This window comes from Sulfitobacter sabulilitoris (genome assembly GCF_005887615.1).
In the GTDB taxonomy this organism is placed as follows: domain Bacteria; phylum Pseudomonadota; class Alphaproteobacteria; order Rhodobacterales; family Rhodobacteraceae; genus Sulfitobacter_E; species Sulfitobacter_E sabulilitoris.
Genome location: NZ_VANS01000002.1, coordinates 722,227 through 746,449 on the forward strand (window position 1 = coordinate 722,227; position 24,223 = coordinate 746,449).

General features: G+C 64.3%; 31 protein-coding genes. 17 read left to right on the forward strand and 14 right to left on the reverse strand.

All coding sequences use genetic code 11. From position 1 onward, the window contains the following. The 8 genes from rimM to FDT80_RS11945 all read right to left on the reverse strand — a co-directional run bounded on the left by rimM (position 1) and on the right by FDT80_RS11945 (position 5,084). Complete coding sequence (gene rimM, locus FDT80_RS11915; protein WP_138662487.1) at positions 1-519, reverse strand: ribosome maturation factor RimM; 519 nt, start codon at positions 517-519, stop codon at positions 1-3. Then, positions 516-677: a hypothetical protein gene (locus tag FDT80_RS18900; protein ID WP_170311827.1), complete on the reverse strand. Its 162-nt coding sequence runs from the start codon at positions 675-677 to the stop codon at positions 516-518. Before FDT80_RS18900 ends, rimM begins: the two co-directional genes overlap by 4 nt. A 244-nt stretch (positions 678-921) precedes the next feature. Further along, positions 922-1,308 carry a 30S ribosomal protein S16 gene (gene rpsP, locus FDT80_RS11920; RefSeq protein ID WP_138662488.1) on the reverse strand — a complete coding sequence of 129 codons (387 nt, stop codon included), beginning with the start codon at positions 1,306-1,308 and terminating at the stop codon, positions 922-924. 49 nt (positions 1,309-1,357) lie between these two features. Beyond that, the gene (locus tag FDT80_RS11925) at positions 1,358-1,654 is read right to left on the reverse strand and encodes a chorismate mutase (RefSeq protein ID WP_138662489.1); all 297 of its coding nucleotides are present in this window, start codon (positions 1,652-1,654) and stop codon (positions 1,358-1,360) included. Continuing rightward, the gene (locus tag FDT80_RS11930; protein WP_138662490.1) at positions 1,647-2,246 is read right to left on the reverse strand and encodes a GNAT family N-acetyltransferase; all 600 of its coding nucleotides are present in this window, start codon (positions 2,244-2,246) and stop codon (positions 1,647-1,649) included. The genes FDT80_RS11925 and FDT80_RS11930 overlap by 8 nt, the downstream gene beginning before the upstream one ends. Next, positions 2,243-2,761 carry a GNAT family N-acetyltransferase gene (locus FDT80_RS11935; RefSeq protein WP_138662491.1) on the reverse strand — a complete coding sequence of 173 codons (519 nt, stop codon included), beginning with the start codon at positions 2,759-2,761 and terminating at the stop codon, positions 2,243-2,245. The genes FDT80_RS11930 and FDT80_RS11935 overlap by 4 nt, the downstream gene beginning before the upstream one ends. Before the next feature lies 1 nt (position 2,762). Continuing rightward, the gene (ffh, locus tag FDT80_RS11940) at positions 2,763-4,274 is read right to left on the reverse strand and encodes a signal recognition particle protein (protein ID WP_138662492.1); all 1,512 of its coding nucleotides are present in this window, start codon (positions 4,272-4,274) and stop codon (positions 2,763-2,765) included. Between the two features lie 231 nt (positions 4,275-4,505). Next, complete coding sequence (locus FDT80_RS11945) at positions 4,506-5,084, reverse strand: FMN-dependent NADH-azoreductase (RefSeq protein WP_138662493.1); 579 nt, start codon at positions 5,082-5,084, stop codon at positions 4,506-4,508. Positions 5,085-5,208: 124 nt separating this feature from the next. Here FDT80_RS11945 and FDT80_RS11950 point away from each other — a divergent pair, with 124 nt between their 5' ends. Both FDT80_RS11950 and FDT80_RS11955 read left to right on the forward strand, forming a co-directional pair. Further along, positions 5,209-6,087 carry a LysR family transcriptional regulator gene (locus FDT80_RS11950; protein WP_138662600.1) on the forward strand — a complete coding sequence of 293 codons (879 nt, stop codon included), beginning with the start codon at positions 5,209-5,211 and terminating at the stop codon, positions 6,085-6,087. After that, positions 6,087-7,022 carry a DMT family transporter gene (locus tag FDT80_RS11955; protein ID WP_138662599.1) on the forward strand — a complete coding sequence of 312 codons (936 nt, stop codon included), beginning with the start codon at positions 6,087-6,089 and terminating at the stop codon, positions 7,020-7,022. The genes FDT80_RS11950 and FDT80_RS11955 overlap by 1 nt, the downstream gene beginning before the upstream one ends. Positions 7,023-7,138: 116 nt before the next feature. Here FDT80_RS11955 and FDT80_RS11960 read toward each other — a convergent pair whose 3' ends face one another. Next, the gene (locus FDT80_RS11960) at positions 7,139-7,489 is read right to left on the reverse strand and encodes an ArsR/SmtB family transcription factor (protein WP_138662494.1); all 351 of its coding nucleotides are present in this window, start codon (positions 7,487-7,489) and stop codon (positions 7,139-7,141) included. 233 nt (positions 7,490-7,722) lie between these two features. Here FDT80_RS11960 and FDT80_RS11965 point away from each other — a divergent pair, with 233 nt between their 5' ends. From FDT80_RS11965 to FDT80_RS11990, 6 genes are all read left to right on the forward strand, one after another. Next, the gene (locus tag FDT80_RS11965) at positions 7,723-8,064 is read left to right on the forward strand and encodes an AtpZ/AtpI family protein (protein ID WP_138662495.1); all 342 of its coding nucleotides are present in this window, start codon (positions 7,723-7,725) and stop codon (positions 8,062-8,064) included. 15 nt (positions 8,065-8,079) lie between these two features. Beyond that, positions 8,080-8,835 (forward strand): F0F1 ATP synthase subunit A, encoded by a 756-nt coding sequence (locus FDT80_RS11970; RefSeq protein ID WP_138662496.1) that lies wholly within the window; start codon positions 8,080-8,082, stop codon positions 8,833-8,835. 60 nt (positions 8,836-8,895) lie between these two features. Beyond that, entirely contained in the window at positions 8,896-9,132 is a 237-nt protein-coding gene (locus tag FDT80_RS11975) for a F0F1 ATP synthase subunit C (protein ID WP_138662497.1), read from the forward strand. Between the two features lie 86 nt (positions 9,133-9,218). Further along, complete coding sequence (locus FDT80_RS11980; RefSeq protein WP_138662498.1) at positions 9,219-9,749, forward strand: F0F1 ATP synthase subunit B'; 531 nt, start codon at positions 9,219-9,221, stop codon at positions 9,747-9,749. Between the two features lie 5 nt (positions 9,750-9,754). Continuing rightward, positions 9,755-10,327, forward strand: a complete 573-nt coding sequence (locus FDT80_RS11985) for a F0F1 ATP synthase subunit B (RefSeq protein WP_246039929.1) — start codon at positions 9,755-9,757, stop codon at positions 10,325-10,327. Positions 10,328-10,474: 147 nt separating this feature from the next. After that, complete coding sequence (locus FDT80_RS11990; protein ID WP_138662499.1) at positions 10,475-11,344, forward strand: glycosyltransferase family 2 protein; 870 nt, start codon at positions 10,475-10,477, stop codon at positions 11,342-11,344. Between the two features lie 6 nt (positions 11,345-11,350). On the opposite strand, the gene FDT80_RS11995 is transcribed toward FDT80_RS11990, so the two are convergent. Next, positions 11,351-12,118 (reverse strand): FadR/GntR family transcriptional regulator, encoded by a 768-nt coding sequence (locus tag FDT80_RS11995; protein WP_138662500.1) that lies wholly within the window; start codon positions 12,116-12,118, stop codon positions 11,351-11,353. A gap of 112 nt (positions 12,119-12,230) precedes the next feature. Between FDT80_RS11995 and FDT80_RS12000 the strand changes: the two genes are divergently transcribed. Continuing rightward, positions 12,231-12,632 carry a hypothetical protein gene (locus tag FDT80_RS12000; RefSeq protein ID WP_212733851.1) on the forward strand — a complete coding sequence of 134 codons (402 nt, stop codon included), beginning with the start codon at positions 12,231-12,233 and terminating at the stop codon, positions 12,630-12,632. On the opposite strand, the gene FDT80_RS12005 is transcribed toward FDT80_RS12000, so the two are convergent. Next, entirely contained in the window at positions 12,629-13,255 is a 627-nt protein-coding gene (locus tag FDT80_RS12005) for a HupE/UreJ family protein (RefSeq protein ID WP_138662501.1), read from the reverse strand. The genes FDT80_RS12000 and FDT80_RS12005 overlap by 4 nt on opposite strands. Before the next feature lie 202 nt (positions 13,256-13,457). Between FDT80_RS12005 and smc the strand changes: the two genes are divergently transcribed. Continuing rightward, on the forward strand, positions 13,458-16,913 hold the full coding sequence (gene smc, locus FDT80_RS12010; protein ID WP_138662602.1) for a chromosome segregation protein SMC: 3,456 nt from the start codon (positions 13,458-13,460) through the stop codon (positions 16,911-16,913). 71 nt (positions 16,914-16,984) lie between these two features. Next, positions 16,985-17,338 carry a hypothetical protein gene (locus tag FDT80_RS12015; protein WP_138662502.1) on the forward strand — a complete coding sequence of 118 codons (354 nt, stop codon included), beginning with the start codon at positions 16,985-16,987 and terminating at the stop codon, positions 17,336-17,338. Positions 17,339-17,347: 9 nt separating this feature from the next. Here FDT80_RS12015 and FDT80_RS12020 read toward each other — a convergent pair whose 3' ends face one another. Together FDT80_RS12020 and FDT80_RS12025 are read right to left on the reverse strand one after the other, a co-directional pair. Beyond that, the gene (locus FDT80_RS12020) at positions 17,348-18,520 is read right to left on the reverse strand and encodes a lytic murein transglycosylase (protein WP_138662503.1); all 1,173 of its coding nucleotides are present in this window, start codon (positions 18,518-18,520) and stop codon (positions 17,348-17,350) included. Between the two features lie 159 nt (positions 18,521-18,679). After that, positions 18,680-19,654: a glutathione S-transferase family protein gene (locus FDT80_RS12025; RefSeq protein WP_138662504.1), complete on the reverse strand. Its 975-nt coding sequence runs from the start codon at positions 19,652-19,654 to the stop codon at positions 18,680-18,682. 179 nt (positions 19,655-19,833) lie between these two features. Between FDT80_RS12025 and FDT80_RS12030 the strand changes: the two genes are divergently transcribed. Next, positions 19,834-20,187, forward strand: a complete 354-nt coding sequence (locus FDT80_RS12030; RefSeq protein WP_138662505.1) for a hypothetical protein — start codon at positions 19,834-19,836, stop codon at positions 20,185-20,187. 41 nt (positions 20,188-20,228) lie between these two features. Here the strand turns inward: FDT80_RS12030 and FDT80_RS12035 are convergent, their stop codons facing one another. Next, on the reverse strand, positions 20,229-21,422 hold the full coding sequence (locus FDT80_RS12035; protein WP_138662506.1) for a MalY/PatB family protein: 1,194 nt from the start codon (positions 21,420-21,422) through the stop codon (positions 20,229-20,231). A gap of 97 nt (positions 21,423-21,519) precedes the next feature. Here FDT80_RS12035 and def (FDT80_RS12040) point away from each other — a divergent pair, with 97 nt between their 5' ends. The 5 genes from def (FDT80_RS12040) to FDT80_RS12060 are packed head-to-tail and all read left to right on the forward strand — an operon-like array spanning position 21,520 to position 24,216. Then, positions 21,520-22,038 carry a peptide deformylase gene (gene def / locus FDT80_RS12040; protein WP_170311857.1) on the forward strand — a complete coding sequence of 173 codons (519 nt, stop codon included), beginning with the start codon at positions 21,520-21,522 and terminating at the stop codon, positions 22,036-22,038. Continuing rightward, positions 22,035-22,535 carry a peptide deformylase gene (def, locus tag FDT80_RS12045; protein ID WP_138662508.1) on the forward strand — a complete coding sequence of 167 codons (501 nt, stop codon included), beginning with the start codon at positions 22,035-22,037 and terminating at the stop codon, positions 22,533-22,535. Before def (FDT80_RS12040) ends, def (FDT80_RS12045) begins: the two co-directional genes overlap by 4 nt. Further along, positions 22,532-23,029: a peptide deformylase gene (gene def, locus FDT80_RS12050; RefSeq protein ID WP_138662509.1), complete on the forward strand. Its 498-nt coding sequence runs from the start codon at positions 22,532-22,534 to the stop codon at positions 23,027-23,029. Before def (FDT80_RS12045) ends, def (FDT80_RS12050) begins: the two co-directional genes overlap by 4 nt. A gap of 34 nt (positions 23,030-23,063) precedes the next feature. After that, positions 23,064-23,975 carry a methionyl-tRNA formyltransferase gene (gene fmt / locus FDT80_RS12055; protein WP_138662510.1) on the forward strand — a complete coding sequence of 304 codons (912 nt, stop codon included), beginning with the start codon at positions 23,064-23,066 and terminating at the stop codon, positions 23,973-23,975. Between the two features lie 4 nt (positions 23,976-23,979). Further along, entirely contained in the window at positions 23,980-24,216 is a 237-nt protein-coding gene (locus FDT80_RS12060) for a hypothetical protein (protein ID WP_138662511.1), read from the forward strand. Positions 24,217-24,223 lie beyond the last annotated feature (7 nt).

Here is a 24,223-nt window from a genome sequence, read left to right on the forward strand (position 1 = left end):
CTAGAACAGCCCTTCGGGCGGGTCCGCCACGATGCGCCCCGTCGCCAGATCCACGGTGGGTACGGCGGCGACGGTGAATGGCAGGAAGACCGTCGTGGAGCTGTCGGGGATCTGAACCTCGAGCAGATCGGCGGCACCGTGGTTCTGGACGGATTTCACGGTGCCCAGTTCGGTGCCCCCGGTGTCGAACACCCGCAGGCCGATCAGGTCCGCGTGGTAATATTCGTCGTCCGGCAGCGACGGCAGCTGATCGCGGTCGGCAAACAGTTGCACGCCCTTCAGCGCGTCGGCCTGTTCCTTGGTCGTGACGCTGGCGATGCGCGCGGCAAACCCGTTCTTGATCGGTCGGATCAGCGCCAGCGCGAAACTCTGGGTGCCGTCCTCGGTGCTGAGCGGGCTATAGGTTTCGATGTCTTCGGGCACGGCGCAAAAGCTTTTGATCCGCAATTCGCCACGCACGCCGTACGAGCCGCCGATGGCCCCGACGCAGACCTTGTCCGCCGATTTCGCCGCGGTCATTGCGCCAACTCCGATCCGATGCAGATCGTGCCGGTCCACTCGCCCTCACCGGCGGTGCATTCGGCACGGGTCGTGCTTTGTTCATAGCGGATGCCGCCGAAAAAGGCGGCGACGACAAGGATGACGACAAGGATGACGACAAGGATCAGGCGCAGCATGAAAGACCACCGATAAGGCTGGGGCAGGGGCGGGGCGCGCGCCTTGCCTTGGTTTCGTGTTCTGATGTCAGTGATAGGGGCTTGGCCCGGTCAAGGCAAAGGGGTGCTGCACGAAAATACGGTATCGGTGCGTGCCGGCCCTTTGGACGGGGTCGCGCGGGGCCCGGTCTGGGGCCGCCGCGCTGTATGTTCCAGGCGTTCCGCAAAGGGACGAGGGCCCCCCGCAGGATATCCTGCGGCCGGATTACTCCGCCGATGCCTCTTCGGCGGGGGCATTCGCGGCTTCGGCGGCTGCGGCTGCCTTGGCGGCTTTCTCTTCGACGCGCTCTTGCGCTTTCTTGCCGGGTGCGCCCTTCTTGGGGTTGTTGCGCTCTGTCTTTTCACGAATGCCGGCCGCCTCGAGCATACGGGCCACGCGGTCGGTCGGCTGTGCGCCTTGACCCAGCCAGTATTCGATGCGCTCCGCGTTCATCTTGACGCGCTCTTCGCTGTCCTTGGGCAGCAGCGGGTTGTAGGTGCCCAGCTTTTCGATGAAGCGACCGTCGCGCGGCATGCGGCTGTCGGCGGCGACGATGGCATAGTGCGGGCGCTTCTTGGAACCGCCGCGGGCGAGACGAATTTTCATGGCCATGTGATATTCTCCTTTAAGGTCATGTGGTCGGCGGGCGCTTGGGCCCGCCTCAGGATTGGTGTTTCTCGTGGTGGTGGATGACTTCCCGAATGATGAAATTCAGGAAGGCCTTGGCGAATTCCGGGTCCAGATCGGCCCGGTTCGCCAAATCTTCGAGCCGTTCGATCTGCGCGGCTTCGCGCGCCGGATCGGACGGGGGAAGGTCGTGTGCCGCCTTGAGCTTGCCCACCGCCTGGGTGTGCTTGAACCGCTCACCCAGGGTATAGACAAGGATCGCATCAAGACGGTCGATGCTGTCGCGATGATCCTTGAGCACCTCTGCGGCGCGAGCGGCGGTATCAGTCAAGGGCCCATCCTTTCGGTTTGAAGAGCGGATCGGCGTAATGGCCGATTTCCATCTCGATGCCATGCGATAGCTGCGTACCCGCCAGATCGTCCGGTGCGGGATGGCGGTACACGACGTCGTTGCCATCGACCGGTTCGGCCTGCACATCGCGCACGGCGCCAAGCCGTTCGGCCAGCCGGATGCTGTCGAGGTTCTTGGGGTCGATGTAGCTGACCGCGCCGTCCCAGCCTTGGGCATAGTAGTGCGCGCGCGCGGCGTGCACCGCTTCGAGCGCGTAGCCCTTGCCCGCCGCATCGGGCCAGATGACCCAGGCGAGTTCTTTCTGCGGCCATTTCGCCGGCTTCCAGCCGCCCGCCATGCCGTAGGTCCGGCCGGTGTCACGGTCGTGGATCATCCACATGCCGTAGCCGCGGATCTGCCAGTGGCCGATTTCGGCGGCATACAGCATCCACGCCTCGTAGGCATTGAGCGGCCCCCCCATGAAGCGGGCGCGATAGCTCGAGAAGGTGGCCTTGAAGTCGGGGTAATCCTCGGGCTCGGGTCCACGCAGGACAAGCCGCCTTGTTTCAAGGACGGGGATGGCCACGCTCATGCCAGCGCCTCCGGTGCCGGGTGGCGATAAACGCTCATCGTGCCGAACTTGGGATGCTCGAAGGGGTCGGGCTCCAGTGTGGCGCCAAGGCCTTCTGCGACGCGGATCGACGCGGCATTTCCCGGCGCGATCGAACTGATCAGCGTGCGCATGCCCAATTTGCCGTAGGCATGGCTTCGGGCCGCGCGGCCGGCTTCGGCGGCATAGCCGCGACCGTTGCCGTCCCAGAGCATCCAGCCCACTTCGGGCTCGGGCCAATCGAGAGGAGCATGCAGGCCGACAAGCCCGATGGCACCGGGCCGGTCCTTGCGTTCCACCATCCACCGCCCGAAACCGCGCAACTGCCAGTGGCCGATCACCTCCGCCATGTAGCGCCAGACCTCGAAGTCGCGCATCGGCCCGCCCACGAACTGCGCTGCCTCTGACGCATAGAAAGCGGCAAAGGGCGCGTGGTCATGGGCGCAGGGGGCACGCAGGACCAGCCGTTCGGTGGTTATGGTGGGGATCGGGATCATTTTACTTCTTCTTGCCAAATCCCGACAGACCAGGCGGCAGGCCCGCGCCGCCACCCATGCCGCCCAAGCCACCGGGCAGCTTGCCGCCCATCTGCTTGGCTGCCGCTTCCAGCGCCTTGGGGTCCATCTGGCTGGGGTCCATGCCGCCGGGCAGGCCGCCACCCTTGCCGAACATGCCCTTCATGGCCTGTTTCAGCATGCCGCCCTTTCCCATCTTGCCCATCTTTTTCATCATGTCGGACATCTGGCGGTGCATCTTCATCAGCTTGTTGAGGTCCGAAACCTCCATCCCCGAGCCCTTGGCGATGCGCTTCTTGCGGCTGGCCTGCAACAGCTGCGGGTTGGCGCGCTCTTTCCTGGTCATCGACTGGATCAGGGCGATCTGCTGCTTGAGCACCTTGTCGTCAAAGCCAGCGTCCTGCACTTGCTTGGCCATCTTGCCCATGCCGGGCATCATGCCCATCACGCCTTCCATGCCGCCCATCTTGAGCATCTGCTCTAGCTGCATCTTGAGGTCGTTCATGTTGAACTGACCCTTGGCCATGCGGCGCATCATCTTTTCGGCCTGTTCGGCCTCGATGGTTTCCTGCGCCTTTTCCACCAGCGCGACGATGTCGCCCATGCCCAGGATGCGGCCCGCGATGCGCTCGGGCTCGAACGTCTCGATCGCGTCCATCTTTTCGCCAAGGCCGACGAACTTGATCGGTTTGCCGGTCACGGCACGCATCGACAGCGCCGCACCGCCGCGCCCGTCGCCGTCCATCCGGGTCAGCACAACGCCGGTCACGCCGATCTTGTCGTCGAATTCCGTGGCGACGTTCACCGCGTCCTGACCGGTCAGGCCATCGACGACCAGCAGCGTTTCGCGCGGGTTGGCCACATCGCGCACGGCGGCGGCCTGCGCGATCAGGTCCGCGTCGATGTGCAGCCGGCCCGCGGTGTCGAGCATATAGACGTCATAGCCGCCCATCGCCGCCTGCGTCTTGGCGCGTTTGGCGATCTGGACGGGATCTTCGCCCTTGACGATGGGCAGCGTATCGACGCCGATCTGTTTCCCCAGAATGGCGAGTTGTTCCATCGCGGCAGGGCGGTTCACGTCGAGCGAGGCCATCAGCACGCGCTTGCCGTCGCGGTCCTTGAGGCGCTTGGCCAGTTTCGCGGTGGTCGTTGTCTTGCCCGACCCCTGAAGCCCGACCATGAGGATCGGAGCGGGCGGGTTGTCGATCTTGAGCGCGCCGGGCTCGCCCTCGCCCCGGAGGACGTCGATCAGGGTGTCGTGAACGATCTTGACGACCTGCTGGCCCGGGGTGACGGATTTGGTGACGGCCTGTCCGGTCGCCTTTTCCTGCACGGCCTTGACGAAATCGCGCGCCACGGGCAGCGACACGTCAGCCTCGAGCAGGGCCACGCGAACCTCGCGCAGCGCTGTTTTCACATCGTCGTCGCTCAACGCGCCCTGCTTGGTCAGGCGGTCGAAAACGCCGGAGAGGCGATCTGACAGGTTCTCAAACATGGGCCATGGCCCCCTCTGATCGGTTGCGGGATAGGGCCTATTTAGGGGCCGGACCGCGAATACACAAATGCCCCCACGGGCGAAACTCGCTGGTGGGGGTCGATCCCTGAACGGTTCAGGGACCGGAAGGCGTGATGCTTCCGGAGATTTGGGGCTGATTACCGGCGGACGCGCGGCGAGTCAAGCGCGGGCAGGGGGCCGTAGCCGCCTGCCCGCGCCTGCGCCATGACGTCAGGCGGCAAGCTTGTCGATCTGGGCGTTGGCCTGCGCGACGGCATGATCCGTCTCGGCCATGATCTTGTCGGCAAAGACGACATCGACATCGGTAATTCCGATGAAGCCCATGATCTGACGCAGGTAACCGGTGAGGTGGTCCATGTCGGATCCGACAGGAACACCGCCTGTGGTCACTGCGATCACCGCGCGCTTGCCGTTCAACAGGCCCACGGGGCCGTTTTCCGTATAGTTGAACGTCTCGCCCGCGCGGCAGACCAGATCGACCCAGGCCTTGAGCGCGCCGGTGATCGTGAAATTGTACATCGGCGCGCCGATGACGATGGTGTCGGCGCGCTTCAACTCGTCGATCAGCGTGTCCGACAAGGCCAGCGCCTCTGCCTGTTCGGGCGTGCGATCCGCGGCCGGCGTGAAATTGGCGCCGATCCACGTTTCGCTGACCTGCGGCAGGCCGTCTTTCAGGTCGCGACGGATGACGTCGCCGCCCAGCTTGACGACGATGCTGGCGGTCAGATCGCGCGAGACGGACCCTTCGGTCCGGGCGGAGCTGTCGATATGCAGAATGGTGCGGGTCATATGTTTTTCCTTGTGGCGTTCAGGGGGATCGTGGTGGTGTCGGATAGAGAGATGGCATTTGCAAAAACAAACGCAATCGGCGAAAACCAACATGATCTGTGGGAATTCGCACATGGGGAGCACGATGGACAACTGGGACGAGATCAAGACCGCCTACCAGGTGGCGCGCATGGGGACGGTCAGTGGCGCGGCGGAGGTTCTTGGCGTGCACCACGCCACCGTGATCCGCCACATCGACGCGCTGGAGGGGCGGCTGGGCGTCAAGCTGTTCCAGCGTCACGCGCGCGGCTACACGGCGACGGAGGCGGGCGAGGATCTCTTGCGGGTGGCGCAGGCGACCGACGATCAGTTCAGCCAGCTTGTCGGCCGGATCAAGGGGCACGGCACTGATGTCTCGGGCGATCTGGTGGTGACGTCGCTGGTGTCGCTGGCGCCGCGGCTGGCGCCTTTGCTGGCGGAGTTTCAGCACGACCACCCCGGTCTGATCGTTCGATACCTGACCGGCGAGCGCTTGTTCCGGCTGGAATACGGCGAGGCGCATGTCGCCATTCGCGCCGGCGCCGCCCCGGAGCAGCCCGACAACGTGGTGCAGCCCTTCTTTCACGAGCGCATGGGGCTTTATGCGACCAAGGACTACATCAAGACGCACGGGGCGCTGGATGACATTTCGGAGGCGTCGGGGCATCGGTTCGTCGGCCATGACAGCGACAGCAGCCGCGCACCGTTCGAGCGGTGGCTGCGTGCAAACGTGCCGCTGACCTCGCTGACATTTCGCAGCACGGATGTGCGGGCATTGACCGCGGCCATCCTGGCGGGGGCCGGCATCGGATTTCTGCCGGTGATGGAGGCGCAGACCAATCCCGACCTGGTCGAGATGTACGAGCGGCAAAAGGACTGGTCCGCCCCGCTATGGCTGGTGACGCATGTCGATTTGCACCGCACCACCAAGGTGCAGACATTCCTGGCGTTCCTGAAATCGCACGCGAAAGACTGGGACGCGTGATCCGCGACCAGATGCAGGGGCATCTGGCGATGCTGGCGTTTTCGGCGCTGGTGGCGGGATCGTTTTCGCTGGGTGCGTTGGTGGCCAACGACATCGCACCCGCCGCGCTGAACGCTGCGCGGTTCTGGATCGCGGGCGCGGTGATCGGTGTGGCCGCGCTGGCCACGACCGGTCTGCCCCGGCGCGCCTTCGCGGCACCTTGGCGGTACATCGTGATGGGCGGGGTTTTCGGCATCTACTTCGTGCTGATGTTCGAAGCGCTCAAGACCGCCGTCCCGGTCAGTGCCGCCGCCGTATTCACCCTGACACCGTTGATGTCGGGGCTGTTCGGATGGCTTCTGCTCCGCCAGGTGACGACCCCGCGCATGGCGCTGGCGCTGACCATCGGGGCGGCGGGGGCGCTCTGGGTGATCTTTCGCGCGGATCTGTCGGCACTGCTGGCGTTCGAGGTCGGACGCGGTGAGATGATCTTTTTCGTCGGATGCATCAGCCACGCGCTCTATACACCGATGGTGCGAAAGCTGAACCGAGGCGAACCGGCGGTGGTCTTTACCTTTGGAATGCTGATGGCGGGAGGGCTGTTGCTGACGGTGTATGGCTGGTCGGACATCGTGGCAACGGATTGGGCCAACCTGCCCGCGCGGGTGTGGATCGCGCTTTTGTACGTCGCGTTTTTTGCCAGTGCCGCGACCTTTGTGCTGCTTCAATACGCGGCCATGCGGCTGCCCAGTGCCAAGGTGATGGCCTATACTTACCTGACGCCCAGCTGGGTGGTCTTGTGGGAACTGGCGCTGGGTCACGGCGCGCCGGGCCCGGTGATCTTTGTCGGTGTGGCGCTTACCTGCGTGGCGCTTTGGCTGTTGCTGCGCGACGACACCGTGCGGCAGGACGGAACAAAACAGCCGACCGGCGGGTTAAGATCGCATAAAACTTAATCGAGGGACCAATACCATGCGCAGCATCATTTATCTTGTCGGACTTGTCGTCGTCGTACTTGCGATTTTGCGGTTCGCCTTCGGGATCATCTAAGCACCCCGACGAACCGTCGATGTCATTCGCCAGCCTCTGGCGGCATGACCGGGCCCGACAATTCCACCGCGAGAAAACGCTCGAACGCGTCAAGATTGACCGGCTCGAACTGTCCAAAGCCCTGCATCCAGACTGACGCGCCCCGCAGCGCGTCAGGTTCCAGCTTGCACCATTTGACGCGGCCCCGCTTTTCCTGGCTGATCAGCCCGGCCGACGTCAGAACGCCGAGATGCTTTGAAATCGCGGCCAGCGACATCTCGAACGGGTGGGCCACATCCGTCACGGCCATGTCATCTTCCAACAACATGCTCAGGATCGCCCGACGCGTCGGATCGGCAAGCGCCGCAAAGACCTGATCGAGTTTTCCTGTCATGTCTTTGCCATTGCCCTGTCGATCGGCAATCGTCAACCGAATGGTTGAATAAGCAATTCATGGGATCAGTCCCGCCTAAACCCTTTGGTGCCCATCGTCCATCAGACCCTGTTTCGTAAAAAAATTACTGATTACAATGCATTGACCCCTTTTTCGCAAATGGGCGTGCGCGGTTGACTCTGATCGCGGCGCGCAATAGCACATCAGCAACGCATCCCACGGGGGCCAGCGGCGTGACCGATCCAGACCAGAAGCGGCAGCTCGAGCAGCTTGAGGCAAAGATCGCTGCGGCGCGCAAGCTGCAAGAGCCCAAGCCCCGGGCGGATGAACACTACTCCCAGGCGCATCTGGCCTGGCGGATGGTGATCGAACTTGTGGCCGGTCTCGGGATCGGTTTCGGCATCGGATACGGGCTCGACAGCCTGCTCGGGACGCTCCCGATCTTTCTGGTGCTCTTTACATTGCTGGGCCTTGCGGCGGGGATCAAGACGATGCTCCGGTCTGCGCAGGAAATCCAGGAGAAGAAGTTGGCCGACATGGCCGACGAGAAAGACAACGACGCCCGCAAGGGCTAGCGAAGGGGCCCTGAGATGGCGACAGAGACACAAGGCGAAGGCGGCGGGCTGGAATTCCACCCGATGGATCAGTTCATCATCAAGCCGCTGTTCGGCGGTGACGCAGTGAACTGGTACACCCCGACGAACGCCACCTTGTGGATGGCGCTGGCGGTTCTGGCGGTGTTCGCGTTGCTGGTGCTGGGCACGTCCAAGCGGTCGGTCGTTCCGGGCCGGGTGCAGTCGGTCGCAGAGTTGGCCTATGGTTTCATCTACAAGATGGTCGAGGACATCTGCGGCAAGGATGGCGTCAAGTATTTCCCCTATATCATGACGCTGTTCATGTTCATCGTCTTTGCCAACTTCCTCGGCCTGCTGCCGATGGCCTTCACCCCCACCAGCCATATCGCCGTCACGGCGCTGATGGCCTTCGCGGTGTTCTTCGGCGTGACCATTCTGGGCTTCGTCAAGAACGGCGCATCGTTCCTGGGGCTGTTCTGGGTGTCTTCGGCGCCGCTGCCGCTGCGTCCTATTCTCGCGCTGATCGAGGTCATTTCCTACTTCGTGCGTCCGGTCAGCCACTCCATCCGTCTGGCGGGCAACATGATGGCCGGTCACGCCGTGATCAAGGTTTTCGCGGGCTTCGCAGCCATCGCGGCCATCGCGCCTCTTTCGGTAATTGCAATCACCGCGATGTACGGTCTCGAGGTGCTCGTGAGCTTTATCCAGGCCTACGTGTTCACGATCCTGACCTGTGTGTACCTCAAGGACGCACTGCATCCGCATCACTGACAACGGCGGGCACAACGCCCGTCTCTTCATCCCCTCAATTCCATCGTAAGGAGAATACCAATGGAAGGCGATATCGTACAAATGGGCGCATACATCGGCGCGGGTCTGGCATGCATGGGCATGGGCGGCGCGGCGGTCGGTGTGGGCAACGTGGCAGGCAACTTCCTTGCCGGCGCATTGCGCAACCCTTCGGCAGCAGCCGGTCAGACAGCGACCCTGTTCATCGGCATCGCGTTTGCAGAAGCCTTGGGGATCTTCTCGTTCCTCGTCGCTCTGCTGCTGATGTTCGCCGTCTAAGCCTCTCAAAGCATAGTCCTTACGGTCGGGCGGTCCGCGATATGCGAACCGCCCGGTGTAACGGTTCGTTTTGATTGGAGACCGACATGGCAACTGAAACGCACAGCGACGCCGCTGCCGCCTCTGCCCCCGGCATGCCGCAGCTGGACTTCTCTACCTTTGGCAACCAGATTTTCTGGCTGCTTGTGGCGCTGGCCGCCATCTACTTTGTGCTGTCGCGCATGGCGTTGCCGCGCATTGCATCGGTTCTGTCCGAACGACAGGGCACGATCACCAACGACATCGCCGCTGCCGAAGACCTGAAGGCCAAGGCGCTGCAGGCCGAGGCCGCGTACGACAAGGCGCTGGCCGACGCACGGATGGAAGCGCAGCGGATCATCGCCGCGGCCAAGGCCGACATCCAGAGCGATCTGGACGCGGCCATCGCACGGGCCGATGCGCAGATTGCCGAGAAATCGGCCGAGTCCGAAAAGGCAATCGCGGGAATCCGCGAAAGCGCGATGGAAAACGTAAAGATCGTGGCGCGCGACACGGCCAAGGAAATCGTGTCCGCTTTGGGTGGCAAGCCCGACGCGAAAACGGTCAACGCCGCCGTTGACTCCCGCCTGAAAGGATAAGCGACATGCGTATGATCAAAGGTCTTGTGCTTGCCGCGGGTACGTCCTCCCTGATGGCAAGCCCGGCGCTGGCCGCGACCGGCCCGTTCTTTTCGCTGAAAAACACGGACTTCATCGTGTTGCTGGCGTTCATCCTGTTCGTCGGTGTCCTGTTCTACTTCAAGGTGCCCACGCTGCTGGCGGGGATGCTGGACAAGCGTGCGGAGGGCATCAAATCCGAACTGGACGAAGCCCGGTCGCTGCGTGAAGAGGCGCAGACCCTGCTGGCAAGCTATGAGCGCAAGCAAAAAGACGTGCAGGATCAGGCGGACCGCATTGTGGCCGCGGCCAAGCAGGAAGCCGAAACCGCCGCCGAGCAAGCGCGTGCGGATCTGGCCAAATCGCTGGAGCGTCGCATTGCCGCCGCCGAGGAACAGATCGACAGCGCACAGGCCGCGGCGATCAGGGATGTGCGTGATCAGTCGATCACAATCGCAATCGCCGCCGCGCGTGACGTCATCGCCAAGCAGATGACGGCGGCGGACGCAAACAACCTGATCGATGAGTCCATTGCGGTCGTCGAAGCCAAGCTGCACTGACGCCGGCGCCACACGACGCTGACGCAGGAATACTCTGCCGGATCGGGACAACCGGTCCGGCATTTTGCGTTTGAGGGCCTGGTGGTCTTGACCCACGGGTTCGCAACGCCACACTGCACGCTACGCCGAGAGGGGCAAAAGCATTTCATGCGCGAATGGCCAACGATAAGCGTCGTCATCCCGAATCTCAATTGCGCCGGTTTCCTCGAGCGCACGATCCGATCCGTACTGGCGCAGGCCTATCCCAAGCTTGACCTGATCATGGTCGATGGTGGCAGCACCGACGGATCGCTGGAGATCATCGAGCGGCACAGGGCCAGTTTTTCGCATGTCATCTGGGGCCCCGACACCGGGCAGGCAAACGCCATCAACAAAGGCTTTGCCAAGGCGACCGGGCAGATACTGAGCTGGATCAACTCCGACGATATGCTGATGCCGGGGGGCCTGTCCAAGGTCGGCAGGATCTTTGCGCAATACGGCGATATCGACTGGATCGTCGGAAATTCGACGATCATCGACGAGACGGACAAGATCCGCATGTCGCCCGCGCCGCGTCCGCATTCCGCACGACGTTTCCTGGCCGGGGATTATCAGTGGGTGCAGCAGGAATCCTGCTATTGGCGCCGAAGCCTTTGGGACAAGGCCGGTGGCGCGCTCAACGAAGACCTGAGGCTGGCGGTGGACGGCGATCTGTGGCTGCGGTTCTTTGCCCATGCGCGGCTGATCCCGGTCAAGACGCGGCTGGGTGCATTCCGGATCCGCACCGGTCAGCGGTCAGAGGACATCGAGGCATATCACGCCGAGATGCTGGCGGCGATCGAACGGCATCGCCCCGCCTTGATCCAAGGAATGTCTGCGCCGATCGACCGGTTCCGCGATCTCCCGCTGCTGGTGCGCTCCCGCGAGGAGGCGGAGGCACAGTTTCCGGGGCTTGATGCGGATGACCCGGCATTGCTGCGGATGTCGCGGGTCGCCCTTGACGCAGTCAAACTGCGGCTGTTCGGCGCTGGACGGTAGCGCGGATCACACGCCGGTTTCGTGATCCAGCCGCTGGCGCGCGATGTCTTCATTGCGTTCCGCCTTGATCTGGTCGTGCAGGCATTTTTCAACGAAATCCAGATGCGCCGTGACTGCCGTGCGTGCGGCATCGGCATCGCGCGCCTGCAGCGCGTCGTTGATGGCGCCGTGCTGATCAAGCAAGGTGGCGCGGGCCGTGCGTTGTTTGAACATGACCTGACGGTTGTAGAACACGCCCTCGCGCAGCAGATCGTACATCGAGCGCATCATGTGCAGCATCACCACGTTGTGGCTGGCTTCGATGATGGCCATGTGGAATTGCGCATCGAGCCGCGCCTCGTCCTCCGGGCTGCGTTTGTCGTGGGCTCTCTGCATCTTGTCGAACACGGTCTGAACCACCTTGAGATCGGTGTCGGAGGCCAGTCGCGCCGCACGCTCCGCCGCCAGGGCCTCCATGTCGCGGCGAAACGACAGGTAGTCGAACACCGCCTCGTCATGGCGGGCGAACAGACGGATGAGCGCGGGCGCAAAGGCCGATCCCAGAACATCGGCGACATAAACGCCCGCCCCCGGTTTCGCAGCCAGCAGCCCGTCATCCTGCAAGCTGCCGATGGCGTCGCGCAGCGACGGCCGCGACACGCCCAGACGGTCGGCCAGATCCCGCTCTGGCGGCAGGCGTTCGCCCGGCCGCAGGATACCGCGGAGGATCAACTGTTCGATCTGGCGGATCACGGCAGAAGACAGTTTTTCGGGTTGAACGGGGCGAAAGGGCATAGCTACTCCTGAATTGGTCAAAATATATGACCGGATCGTCAGGCGGGCAACAGGGTTCGGGGATTTCGCGGCGGTAACGCTTTGTTAACCATGCCGAGCGCAGGTTGGCCGCATGCGTTTGATCTTGATCCTGCTGTGCTGCGCCTTGGCCGCGTGCAATACGCCGGGCCCGCATTTTCGGGGGCTGGATGCGACCCGCGTGACAGTTGACGGGTCTACATTCGACGTTCGTGTGCGCGATCGGCTGGCCGAAGCGCTGCGGGTCAATCCGCAATACGCGCCGCGGTTCGGCCCCATCGCAGGCCGCGCCAAACAGGCGATAGAGCAGGTCAGCGGCTGCGAAGTGACCGAAGTGCGCGGCGATCAGGCTCTGGCCACAGGGTTGCTGGAATGCGGAAAGACCCCTCCGCCCAGTCTTGCGCCCGGTCAAAGCTATGCCTGTGCGCCGCTGGCGGTCGGCAACGGATACCTGCCGGGGCGCGCTGTGTCGTACCGGTGCGAAGTGGTCGGCTAGGCGCCGATCAGGGCGCGCACAAGAACCCCTTCTGCCATGTCGAGCATGAGATAGAGCCCAACACCGCCCGCCATTGCACCCGTCAGTTGCGCCGCCATCCGCGTGGCCCGCGCGGTCAAGGCCCCGGCGATACAGGCGATTGCCGCCTGGGTCACGGCCAGACCGGCAAGATATCCCAGCAGAACGGGAAGCGATGCGCCGCCTTCCTGTCCGGCGATGCCGTCGGAAAACGCGGCACCGTGAAACAGGCCGAACCCGGCCAGCAGCGCGATCAGCACCCTGGGCGTGGGAACCCGTCCCAACGCAAGCAGCCCGCCGACCACCAGAAGCGACAGTGCGATGACCGCCTCTTGCAGCGGAAATGCCGCGCCCGACGCGACGATCATGCACCCGGCAAGCATGCTGAGGACATAGCCCAGTACGCCGATCAGCGGCGCCCGCGCGACGTGGGCGGCGATACCGGCAACGGCGACGAAAAACAGGTGATCAAGACCCAGAATGGGATGCCCGACGCCGGACAGCAGCCCCTGCCCGAAGGTCTGCATCGGCAGCCCGTCCAACGGGTGATGCGCCAACGCGGGAGAAGCGGACAGGACAAGGGCAAGGAGCGCGAGGCGGAACATAAAAGGCCTTTCGGTTTGGGTGGGGTCATAGCAGCCTGTCCGCTGTGCATGTGTCAACGGTTTGCGCGCGAAACGACGGCTCCCGTAACAATATCTTGTGGATAACCTCGCACGAAGCCCTTCTGGTAGGGTGTGACGATTGACAGGGTGGGGCCGGGGGCCGCACATTGCCGGGACCTTGGAATCATCGGGCGAGGGCGGATTGCGCTTTTCCAGACTCAGACTGACGGGCTTCAAAAGCTTTGTGGACCCCACCGACCTGATCATCGCCGATGGCCTGACGGGGGTCGTGGGGCCCAATGGCTGTGGCAAGTCGAACCTGCTCGAGGCGCTGCGGTGGGTGATGGGCGAAAACCGCCCGACTGCGATGCGCGGCGGCGGGATGGAGGACGTGATCTTTGCGGGTGCCTCCTCGAGGCCCGCGCGCAATTTCGCCGAGGTGGCGCTGCATATCGACAATTCCGAACGGCTTGCACCAACGGGGTTCAACGATACCGACGCGCTTGAAATCGTGCGGCGGATCACGCGCGACGTGGGCAGCGCCTACAAGGCGGCGGGCAAGGATGTGCGCGCGCGTGACGTGCAGATGCTGTTTGCCGATGCCTCGACCGGGGCGCATAGCCCGGCATTGGTGCGGCAGGGCCAGATCGCCGAGCTGATCAACGCCAAACCCAAGAGCCGTCGAAGGATCCTTGAGGAGGCGGCGGGTATTTCGGGCCTGTATCAGCGGCGCCACGAGGCGGAACTGAAGCTGAAGGCGGCCGAGAGCAACCTGTCACGGGTCGATGACGTGATCGAACAACTGGCCAGCCAGTTGGCGCAATTGGCCCGCCAGGCGCGCCAGGCCGCGCGTTACCGCGCCATCGGCACCGAATTGCGGCAGTCCGAGGGGATGTTGCTGTATCGGCGTTGGCGCGAGGCGGATGAGGCGCGGGCGCGGGCGGAGGACGATCTGCGCGGGCGTGTCACGGCCACCGCGCAGGCCGAAGGCGTGGTGCGCCAGTCGGCCAAGGCGCGCCAGGCGGCCGAGGATGCGCTGCCGCCCCTGCGCGAGGAAGAGGCGATCGCCGCGGCCGTGGTGCAGCGGCTTGTTGTGCAGCGCGACACGCTGACCGATCAGGAGGCGCGCGCGCAAAAGACCATCGAGACGCTGACGGGTCGGATTGCCCAGCTGGCACGCGACATCGAGCGCGAAGGCGGTCTGAACCGCGATGCGCATGAGACCATCGAGCGGTTGGAGTGGGAATCGCGCGAGCTGGCGAAGGCCGGTGAGGGGCAGGACGACCGATTGACGGCGGCGGCAGAGGCGGCGCGCGAGGCCGCACAGGTACTGCAGTCGCGCGAAGGCGATCTGGCGCAGCAGACCGAGGACATGGCGCGGCTGGCCGCGCGCCACGGATCGGCGCAACGCCTGCTGGAGGACAACCGCAAGACCGAGGCCAAGTCGGAGAGCGAGGCGACCAAGGCGCGCGAGGCGGTGGCGGCCAGCCGCGCCGCGCTGGAGAAGGCCGGTGCCGATTTCGCGGCGGCCCAGACCGCCGAAGCCGCCGCCGTTGCGGAGGCCGAGCGCGCGGATACCGCGCTGATTGCCGCAGACGAGGCCCGCGCCGAGACACAAGGCCGCGAGGCGGATGCCCGCGCGCACAGGTCCGAGGCGGAAGGCGAGATGAACGCGCTGCGCGCCGAGGCCGGCGCGCTGGCCAAGCTGGTGCAGCGCGACACGGCGGAGGGCGGGCAGATCCTGGACCGTTTGCAGGTCCAGCAGGGCTTTGAAAAGGCTTTGGGTGCAGCATTGTCGGATGATCTGCGCGCGCCCGAGGTCGAGGAGGACGGCCCGTCGGGGTGGACCGTTCTGCCCGCCTATGAAACCGATCAGCCATTGCCCGGGGGCGTGACCCCTTTGACCCAGCATGTATCGGTGCCTGACGTGCTGGTTCGGAGAATGAGCCAGATCGGGCTTGTCGATCCCGATGATGGCGCCCGGTTGCAGGCCGAATTGAAACCCGGTCAGCGGCTGGTGTCGCCCGAGGGGGATTTGTGGCGCTGGGACGGCTATCGCGCCTGGGCGGAGGATGCGCCGAGCGCCGCCGCCTTGCGGCTGCAACAGCTCAACCGGCTGGAAGAGATGAAACAGGCGCTGGAGCAGGCCACGCAAAAGGCAGAGGGCGCGCGCGGTGCACATGATGCCCTGACCGCGCGGCTTGCCGATCTGACCCGCGCCGATCAGGCCGCCCGTGACGCCCGTCGCGCCGCCGACCGTCTGGTGGCGGATGCGGGTCGCGCGCTGAGCCGGGCAGAAGCGGACCGCAACCTGGCCGAAGGACGGCTGGAATCGCTGGGGCTGGCGGTGAAGCGCCACGAGGAAGAGGCGATGGCCGCGCGCGCCCGCGTCACAGAGGCCGAGCGCGCGCTGTCCGATCTGGGCGATCTGGCGCAATCGCGGGCCGAGGTCGAGGATCTGCGTCTGACCGTCGAGGCCGCGCGGATCACGATGATGTCGCGCCGCTCTGCGCATGACGAGACGCGCCGCGAAGGCGAGGCGCGCACCCGCCGCGCGCAGGAAGTGACCAAGGAGATCAGCGGCTGGCGGCACCGGCTAGAGACCGCCGCGACCCGGAGCGCGGAACTGGTGGACCGCAAGGCCGCGTCGGAGGCGGAGTTGAAGGAGGCGAGCGCCGCCCCCGCCGAAATCGCCGCCAAGCGCGACGAGTTGAACACCGCCATCGAGACAGCCGAGAAGCGGCGCGACGCCGCCAGCGATGCGCTGGCCCTGGCCGAAACCGCACTGCGGGATGCGACCACCGCAGAGCGGGAGGCCGAGCGCCAGGCATCCGACGCGCGCGAGGCGCGGGCGCGGGCCGAGGCGCGCAGCGATGCCGCGCGCGAGACGGTGGCCTATGCCGCCGAACGCATCGCTGAGGATCAGCAGCGCACCCCGGCTGAATTGCTGGCCACGCTGGAGGCCGCGCCCGACGCGATGCCGGGCGCAGAGGCGCTGGAAGCAGATGTGAACCGTCTCAAACGCCAGCGGGATGCCCTGGGCGCGGTCAATCTGCGGGCCGAGGAAGACGCCCGCGAGGTGCAGGAGGAGCATGACAGCCTGGCCACCGAAAAGACGGATCTGGAGGAGGCGATAAAGACCCTGCGCGGCGGGATTGCCAGCCTCAACCGCGAGGGGCGAGAGCGGTTGCTGACGGCGTTCGAGCAGGTGAATTCCAACTTCGCGCTGTTGTTCTCGCATCTTTTCGGGGGCGGTGAGGCCAATCTGGTCATGGTCGAAAGCGACGATCCGCTGGACGCCGGTTTGGAGATCATGTGCCAACCGCCGGGCAAGAAGCTGAGCACGTTGAGCCTGCTGTCGGGCGGCGAGCAGACGCTGACCGCGATGGCGCTTATTTTTGCGGTGTTCCTGGCGAATCCGGCACCGATCTGCGTGCTGGATGAGGTGGACGCGCCGCTTGACGATGCCAACGTGACGCGGTTCTGCGACCTGCTGGACGAGATGTGCCGCCAGACCGACACCCGGTTCCTGATCATCACGCACCATGCGGTGACGATGGCGCGGATGGATCGGCTCTATGGGGTGACGATGGCCGAACAGGGTGTGAGCCAGCTTGTGTCGGTGGACCTCAAGAAGGCGGAAACGCTGGTCGCGTGAACGTCAGGGCGCAGCCGGTGGCATCCGTGCTAGGGTTGTGGCAATCGACACTTCAACAAGGTTTGGTCCGGATGCGTTTGATATTGTGCCTGATCGCGGTTTTACCGATGCCTGCCTTTGCGCAGGATTGGGCCCTGCGCGCCGGCGATGTGCCGTTGAGCCGCCCGCAGGTCGTGGCGCTGACGACTGATGCGACGCTGACCTTCTACGACGATGGGCAATCGCGGTTCGGGTCCGGCGGGGGGTATTCCTATACCTATGCGGATGGCGGTGGCACGGCCCGGGGAAATTACCGGGTCGAAGAGGATGGCACCGTCTGCATCGCCTATGAGAACGGGCGCAGCCGCTGCGACAGATACGTTCAGAGTGGCGGACGCCTTGTCATGCTGACCGAACGCGGATTGCGGTTTCCGCTCCGGCCCTGAGGCCCGCCGTCAGAGCCGGTTCAGCAGTTCCGGCGTAGGCCAGGCATCGACAGGCAGGCCGAGACGCGCCTGTTCGGCACGTACCGCCGCACGGGTGCCCGCGCCAAGGATTCCGTCGATCCCGCCGACGTCATGGCCGCGTGCCGCAAGCTTGCGCTGCAGGGCTTTCATCTGGTCGCCCGACAGGCCCGGATCAGGATTGCCAGCCTCGAACACCGGCGCGCCTTGCAGGCGGGTGCCGAAATAGGCCGCGGTCATCACGTAGGTAAAGCTTTGATTCCATTCGAAATACACGTTGAAGTTCGGATACGCGAGAAAAGCGGGCCCCTTGTGCCCCTGCGGCACGATCAGGGAGGCGGGCAGGTCCTGTGCCAAGGCTCCGTCGCGGGCTTTTATTCCCATCGCGGCCCAGTCGCCCGCCGGTTTCACGGTGTCGAGGCCCGACAGCGACCAATCGAACCCTGCGGGCACCTCGACCTCGTGGATCCACGGCTCGCCTTTGCGCCAGCCTAGGCCTTGCAGCATCTTCGCGCCCGATAGCAGGGCGTCCGGGGCGGATGTTTTCAGCGATACGATACCGTCGCCGTCGCCATCGACACCATTGTCGAGGATGTCTTGGGGCAACATCTGGACCATCCCGATCTCGCCGGCCCATGCGCCGGTGGTGTTGGCGGGATCGAAATCGCCGCGGCGGTACAATTCCAGCGCGGCAAAGATCTGCGGACGAAACAGCTCCGGTCGCCGACAATCATGGGCCAGAGTGACCAGCGCGTTCGCCGTGTTGAAATCGCCCTGCACGGCGCCAAAATCGGTCTCGAACGCCCAAAAGGCCAGCAATACGCCGCGGTCGACGCCGTAGTCCTGCTCTATCCGGTCAAAGATACTGTCGTAGCGGGCCGCGTTGCGTTTGCCGCGTGTGATCCGGTCAGCCGAGATCAGACGGCGCGCGAAGTCGATGAACGGGCGCTGAAAGACCCCTTGGGCCCCATCGGCGCGCAATACGGCAGGGTCGCGACGGACGCCGCGAAAGAACCCGTCGATCGTGCCCGCGTCATAGCCTTTCTGGGTGGCTTCGGTTTTCAGGCCAGCAACGAACGCACCGAAATCGCCGCCGCAGTTGGATTGTGCCAGCGCGGGCGCGGCAGAGACAAGCAAGGCAAGAACACAGGGCATCAGACGCATCGCGACATCCTTGAAACAGGTTACGGCAACAGGACGCGCCCGGCCAAGGCCACCCACGTCATTAATCGTGCTTTGCACAGCATCGCGGCCCCGGCGTCAATCGAAAGGGCCCCGACTGCGCGAAGGCCCGCCGCCGCAGCGCGCGAGGGATCGGTGTTGCTATGCCCGACCGTGCGGCGCCGCAAAGTCGATCACCGGGTTGATCGGTATGATGCGATGCGGGTTTATCGTTTCGTGGGAGTAGTGGTAGTGGCGCACGATATGGTCGAAATTGACCGTCTCGGCGACGCCGGGCACCTGGAACAGTTCGCGGGTATACGCCCAGAGGTGAGGGTAGTCGATCAGGCGCTTGCGGTTGCACTTGAAGTGCAGGTGATAGACCTTGTCGAAGCGTACCAGCGTGGTGAAAAGGCGCCAGTCCGCCTCGGTCAGGCGGTCGCCCATCAGGTAGCGTTTTTCCGACAGGCGGTCGTCGATCCAGTCCATCGTGTCGAACAGCGGATGAACGGCAGCGTCATATGCCTCCTGCGTGGTGGCAAAGCCGGCGCGGTAGACCCCGTTATTGAACGTCTCGTAGATGCGGTCGTTAACGGGTTCGATCGCGGCGCGCAGGTCGGCGGGCCAATAGTCGTCGTCGTTGCCGGTGATGGCGTCGAACGCGCTGTTGAACATGCGGATGATTTCGGAGGATTCGTTGCTGACGATGGTTTCCCGCTCGGTATCCCAAAGGATCGGAACGGTCACGCGGCCCGAGAATTTGGGATCTGCCTTGAGATAGATGTCGCGCGCGAAGGGCAGACCATAGAGCCGGTCGCCCGTGGCGCCATGATCGTCGGTCTGAAATGTCCAGCCATCGCCCAGCATGTCGGAATGAACCGCCGATACGCCGATGTGATCCTCAAGTCCCTTGAGCTTGCGAAAGATCAAGGCGCGATGGGCCCAGGGGCAGGCATAACTCACGTAGAGGTGGTATCGCCCTGATTCGGCCGCAAAGCCTGCATCGCCCGAAGGACCGGCGGAGCCGTCCGCGGTGATCCAATTGCGGAATTTCGCGGCGGATCGTTCAAACGAGCCACCCGACTTTTTAGTGTCGTACCACTGGTCGCGCCAGACGCCGTCAACAAGCAGTCCCATCGCCGATCTCCTTTGCAGGTGGGACAGAGGTAGGCATCGGCAGCGGCCTTGGACAGTCCGGAGTGCGCGCACGAGGGGCTGCGCATGCGCACAGAGTTACCGGGTGACATAAAAAGTTAACTTGCTTTTGATAGGCCGCGTGCGATCTTCGGATCGACCAGAGGGGGGAAACGACCGAGATGGAAACGAATTTTTCCAAGGACATACAAGCCGGGCTTGATGCGGCGCGGGTCGAAAGCCTGCGTCGCGCGTCGCGCCTGCGGATCGAAGCGGACGGTGTCCGCTATCCGGTCTTGCGGATGTGGAAGACGGGGTTCGCGATGGAGGCCGGCAGCGCGCCGCACCTGCGCGGTCTGGTCGATCTCTACGATGGCGCGCTTCATCTGTTTCAATGCCTGATCGTGGCCACCGACGAAGAGGGCGGGGAGATGCTGTTTGCGTTCAAGCGGGCCACGCCGGTGGCAAGCCGGCCCGCGCTGGATTTCGAACAGGCGGAAAACGCCCCTGCTGCGCTGATCGAATATACCCGCTGACCCGCCGCTTTTTCGCCGCGATCCAGAGCCTTGGGGATGGGTTACTGCAGATCGCCAAATGCCCTGGCAAGACGGTCGCAGGCCTCGCGCACATTGGCGCGGGGCGTCGCGATGTTGAATCGCAAGAAGCTGTCGCCGCCGGAACCGAACGTCGGCCCGTGATTGACCGCGATGCAGGCGTCCTTCTCAACCCGGCGGGTGAATTCCTCGCGGGTCATGCCGGTGCCCGCGAAATCCACCCATGACAGGTAGGTCGCCTCCAGCGGCATGGACGCCAGACCGGGAATGGCATTGACCGCATCGTCGAACAGGCGGCGGTTGCCATCGAGATACACGCACAGGTCATCGACCCATTGCGCCCCTTCCGGCGAATAGGCCGCTGTCGCCATGAACAGCCCGAACGAGTTGGGCGACAACCCAAGGGCTGCCATCCGCGTGGCAAAGCGGGCGCGCAGGTCGGGGTCTTCGATGATGACATTGCCGACATGCGATCCGGCGATGTTGAAGGTTTTCGTCGTCGCGGTCATCATCACCAGCCGGTCCGCGACCCCGGCGATATTGGACATCGGGGTATGGGTCGCGCCGGGCATCAGCAGATCGTGGTGGATCTCGTCCGACACAAGGATCAGGTCGTGCCGCCGCGCAAAGGCCGCGACGGCTTCGAGTTCGCCCCTGGTCCAGACGCGGCCACCCGGATTGTGCGGAGAACACAGCACGAGCATCTTTTCGCGACCGGTCATCTGGGCGTCATAGGCGTCGAAGTCCATCTCGTAGCGACCGTTCGCGTTGGTCAGCGGGCATTCGACGACGCGTCGGCCAGCAGCGTTGATCACCCTTGCAAAGGCGTGATAAACCGGCGTGAACAGCACGACGCCATCGCCCGGCTGGGTAAAGGTATCGACACACATCGCGGTGCCGTTGACCAATCCATTCGTGGTGAAGATCCACTCCGGGTCGACGGTCCAGCCATGGCGGGTCTGCATCCACCACGTGATTGCCGACGTGTACTGACTGTCGTCGCCGAAATACCCGTAGATTCCGTGATCCAGCAGCCCCTGCAATGCATCCTGGATGACCTGCGGCGGACGAAAATCCATGTCAGCGACCCACATGGCGATGCCCTTGTCGCGCGGCACGCCGAAAATCTTCTCCATCATGTCCCACTTGACGCAGTGCGTGCCGCGGCGGTCAATGATGTCGTCGAAACGGGGATCCGTGCTGTGGTCAAGGCTCATGTGGGCTCCTATTCTTTGCGGCAAAGCTAGCGGGAAACTGACGGGCTGCAAGCCCCTGCTTATTGCGGTCGCCAAGGGCATGTCTTACATGATCCGCATGAAACGGAATATCCTCTTGCATCCCGACCCCCGGCTGAAAAAGGCCGCGAAACCTGTCTCCGACCTGTCGGACGAACTGCGTCAACTGGCCGATGACATGCTGGAGACGATGTATGATGCGCCGGGCATAGGGCTTGCCGCGCCGCAGGTCGGGCTGTCTGACCGGCTGATCGTGCTGGATTGCCGCAAGGAGGAAGGCGAGACGCCGCGCCCGCTCGTCATGTTCAACCCGCGCGTCCTGTCGTCCTCGGATGAAACGAACGTCTACGAGGAAGGTTGCCTGTCGATCCCGGATCAGTTTGCCGACGTGACCCGCCCGGCCGAAGTGGACGTGGAATGGATCGACCGCGACGGCACCCTGCGGCGCGAGACCTTCGACAAGCTTTGGGCGACGTGTGTGCAACACGAGATCGACCATCTGGATGGCAGGTTGTTCATCGATCACCTCAAGCCGCTGCGCCGGCAGATGATCACGCGAAAGATGGTCAAGCTCAAGCGCGAATTGGCGCGCGAATGAGCGTTCTGCCGATCCTGAAGTGGCCCGACCCGCGCCTGCGCGAAACCTGCGCCCCGGTCGAGGCGATCACCCCCGAGATCGACCGTCTGGCCGCCGATATGCTGGAGACGATGTACGATGCCCCCGGGCGTGGCCTTGCCGGTCCGCAGGTGGGGGCGATGGTGCGGATCTTTGTCATCGATGCGGGCTGGAAATCCGGCGTGCCTGCGCCGCAGGTGTTTGTGAACCCCGAAATCATCGCCCTGTCGGAGGTACGGCAGACCGGCGAGGAAAGCTGCCTGTCCATCCCGCGCGAGACGATGTTGGTGTCGCGCGCGCGGGACGTGACACTTCGGTGGGCCGGTCCCGGCAATACCCGCAGCGAGGCGATCTTTTCCGGGGTTGAGGCGGTGCTGGTCCAGCACGAGATGGACCACCTGGACGGCATCGTGGTCTATGACCGGATCGACCGGGCCGTGTCGCCCCCTGACAGCCGCCCGCGGCCCGCGCGCTCATGACGGTCCGGCGCTGCCTGTCCTGGCCGGACAAACGCCTGCGCACGCCCGCGACGGAGGTCCCCGAGATCACCGACGAAATCCGTGCGATCTGGCAGGATATGATCGACACGATGGATGCGATGCCCGGTGTGGGCCTTGCCGGGCCGCAGATCGGTGTGATGCTGCGACTGGCGGTGGTCGATGCGTCGGACCGGCGCAACCGGCGCATCCGGCTGGCCAACCCCGAAATCCTGCATGCCTCGCCGCAACTGCGCGAACACGAGGAAGCCAGCCCGAATTTGCCGGGTCATTCGGCGGTGATCGCGCGGCCCCGTGCCGTCACGGTGCGGTTTCTGGACGAGAATGGGATGATCACGCGGCGCGATTTCGTCGACCTGGAAGCGACCAGCGTGCAACACCAGATCGACCATTTGAACGGGCGGATGTATTTCGACCGTCTGGGCCGGGTCAAGCGCGACATGCTGCTGCGCCGTGCGCGCAAGACCAGAGCGTGATCCGACCCCTGCACACCTGCCGAGAGGACAAGCGATGCGTGTGATATTCATGGGAACGCCGGCGTTTTCCGTGCCCGTGCTGGATGCGCTTGTGGATGCCGGGCATGACATCGTTTGTGTCTATTGCCAGCCGCCGCGCCCGGCGGGCCGCGGCAAAAAGGACCGTCCGGGCCCGGTGCAATTGCGGGCCGAGGCGTTGGGCCTGCCGGTGCGCCACCCGACATCCCTGAAAACCGATGAGGCGCAGGCGGACTTTGCGGCCTTGCAGGCGGATGTGGCGGTGGTCGTGGCTTATGGGTTGATCCTGCCGCAGACGATCCTTGATGCCCCGTTACAAGGCTGCCTGAACATCCATGCGAGCCTTTTGCCGCGCTGGCGGGGGGCCGCGCCGATCCAGCGGGCGATCATGGCGGGCGATGCCCGGACTGGGGTTTGCATCATGCAGATGGAGGCGGGCCTCGACACCGGGCCGGTGCTGTTGCGGCGGGCGACGGACATCGGGGCGGCGGATACGGCGGCGGACCTGCATGATCGGTTGAGCGTCATCGGGGCCGAACTGATCGTCGAGGCATTGGCGCAACTGAATGATCTGACGCCGGTGCCGCAACCGCAGGAGGGCGTGAGTTATGCCGCCAAGATCGACAAGGCCGAGGCGCGGATCGACTGGCGCCGCCCGGCGGTCGAGATCGACCGCCTGATCCGCGGGCTGTCGCCGTTCCCCGGCGCGTGGTTCGAGTCAGAGGGCACGCGGATCAAGGTGCTTGCGTCCCGGTTGGCCAGTGGCACGGGCGTTCCGGGTACGGTTCTGCACGATCCGCTGCGGGTCGTCTGCGGTGGCGGCGCGGTCGAGGTGTTGCGGCTGCAGCGGGCGGGCAGGGGCGCGCAGTCGGCGGATGATTTCCTGCGTGGGCGCGGCCTGCCCGCAGGTACTGTATTGGAGGAGTGAGCCCATGTTTCTGACTATGATGGGAACGGTCGTGATCGCCGGGATCGTCGGCTACCTGTCGGAAAAGACAGGCTTCACACGCAATGGAATATTGCAGGGCATCATCATCTGCGTCGGCGGGGCCTTCGTGTTCTATTTCGTGCGCCTGATGTTCGGCTTCGGCTTTTCCAGCCCCGGTGTGAATGCCATCGTGTCGTCGATCGGGGCGCTGATCATCGTGCCGTTCCACTGGCGCAGATGACGCGCTG

Coding starts and splice junctions, on each gene's coding strand:
- rimM (WP_138662487.1), bottom strand. CDS start 519: ATGACCGCGGCGAAATCGGCGGACAAGGTCTGCGTCGGGGCCATCGGC.
- FDT80_RS18900 (WP_170311827.1), bottom strand. CDS start 677: ATGCTGCGCCTGATCCTTGTCGTCATCCTTGTCGTCATCCTTGTCGTC.
- rpsP (WP_138662488.1), bottom strand. CDS start 1,308: ATGGCCATGAAAATTCGTCTCGCCCGCGGCGGTTCCAAGAAGCGCCCG.
- FDT80_RS11930 (WP_138662490.1), bottom strand. CDS start 2,246: ATGAGCGTGGCCATCCCCGTCCTTGAAACAAGGCGGCTTGTCCTGCGT.
- FDT80_RS11935 (WP_138662491.1), bottom strand. CDS start 2,761: ATGATCCCGATCCCCACCATAACCACCGAACGGCTGGTCCTGCGTGCC.
- ffh (WP_138662492.1), bottom strand. CDS start 4,274: ATGTTTGAGAACCTGTCAGATCGCCTCTCCGGCGTTTTCGACCGCCTG.
- FDT80_RS11945 (WP_138662493.1), bottom strand. CDS start 5,084: ATGACCCGCACCATTCTGCATATCGACAGCTCCGCCCGGACCGAAGGG.
- FDT80_RS11950 (WP_138662600.1), top strand. CDS start 5,209: ATGGACAACTGGGACGAGATCAAGACCGCCTACCAGGTGGCGCGCATG.
- FDT80_RS11960 (WP_138662494.1), bottom strand. CDS start 7,489: ATGACAGGAAAACTCGATCAGGTCTTTGCGGCGCTTGCCGATCCGACG.
- FDT80_RS11970 (WP_138662496.1), top strand. CDS start 8,080: ATGGCGACAGAGACACAAGGCGAAGGCGGCGGGCTGGAATTCCACCCG.
- FDT80_RS11975 (WP_138662497.1), top strand. CDS start 8,896: ATGGAAGGCGATATCGTACAAATGGGCGCATACATCGGCGCGGGTCTG.
- FDT80_RS11980 (WP_138662498.1), top strand. CDS start 9,219: ATGGCAACTGAAACGCACAGCGACGCCGCTGCCGCCTCTGCCCCCGGC.
- FDT80_RS11985 (WP_246039929.1), top strand. CDS start 9,755: ATGCGTATGATCAAAGGTCTTGTGCTTGCCGCGGGTACGTCCTCCCTG.
- FDT80_RS11990 (WP_138662499.1), top strand. CDS start 10,475: ATGCGCGAATGGCCAACGATAAGCGTCGTCATCCCGAATCTCAATTGC.
- FDT80_RS11995 (WP_138662500.1), bottom strand. CDS start 12,118: ATGCCCTTTCGCCCCGTTCAACCCGAAAAACTGTCTTCTGCCGTGATC.
- FDT80_RS12000 (WP_212733851.1), top strand. CDS start 12,231: ATGCGTTTGATCTTGATCCTGCTGTGCTGCGCCTTGGCCGCGTGCAAT.
- FDT80_RS12005 (WP_138662501.1), bottom strand. CDS start 13,255: ATGTTCCGCCTCGCGCTCCTTGCCCTTGTCCTGTCCGCTTCTCCCGCG.
- FDT80_RS12015 (WP_138662502.1), top strand. CDS start 16,985: ATGCGTTTGATATTGTGCCTGATCGCGGTTTTACCGATGCCTGCCTTT.
- FDT80_RS12020 (WP_138662503.1), bottom strand. CDS start 18,520: ATGCGTCTGATGCCCTGTGTTCTTGCCTTGCTTGTCTCTGCCGCGCCC.
- FDT80_RS12025 (WP_138662504.1), bottom strand. CDS start 19,654: ATGGGACTGCTTGTTGACGGCGTCTGGCGCGACCAGTGGTACGACACT.
- FDT80_RS12030 (WP_138662505.1), top strand. CDS start 19,834: ATGGAAACGAATTTTTCCAAGGACATACAAGCCGGGCTTGATGCGGCG.
- FDT80_RS12035 (WP_138662506.1), bottom strand. CDS start 21,422: ATGAGCCTTGACCACAGCACGGATCCCCGTTTCGACGACATCATTGAC.
- def (WP_170311857.1), top strand. CDS start 21,520: ATGAAACGGAATATCCTCTTGCATCCCGACCCCCGGCTGAAAAAGGCC.
- def (WP_138662508.1), top strand. CDS start 22,035: ATGAGCGTTCTGCCGATCCTGAAGTGGCCCGACCCGCGCCTGCGCGAA.
- def (WP_138662509.1), top strand. CDS start 22,532: ATGACGGTCCGGCGCTGCCTGTCCTGGCCGGACAAACGCCTGCGCACG.
- fmt (WP_138662510.1), top strand. CDS start 23,064: ATGCGTGTGATATTCATGGGAACGCCGGCGTTTTCCGTGCCCGTGCTG.
- FDT80_RS12060 (WP_138662511.1), top strand. CDS start 23,980: ATGTTTCTGACTATGATGGGAACGGTCGTGATCGCCGGGATCGTCGGC.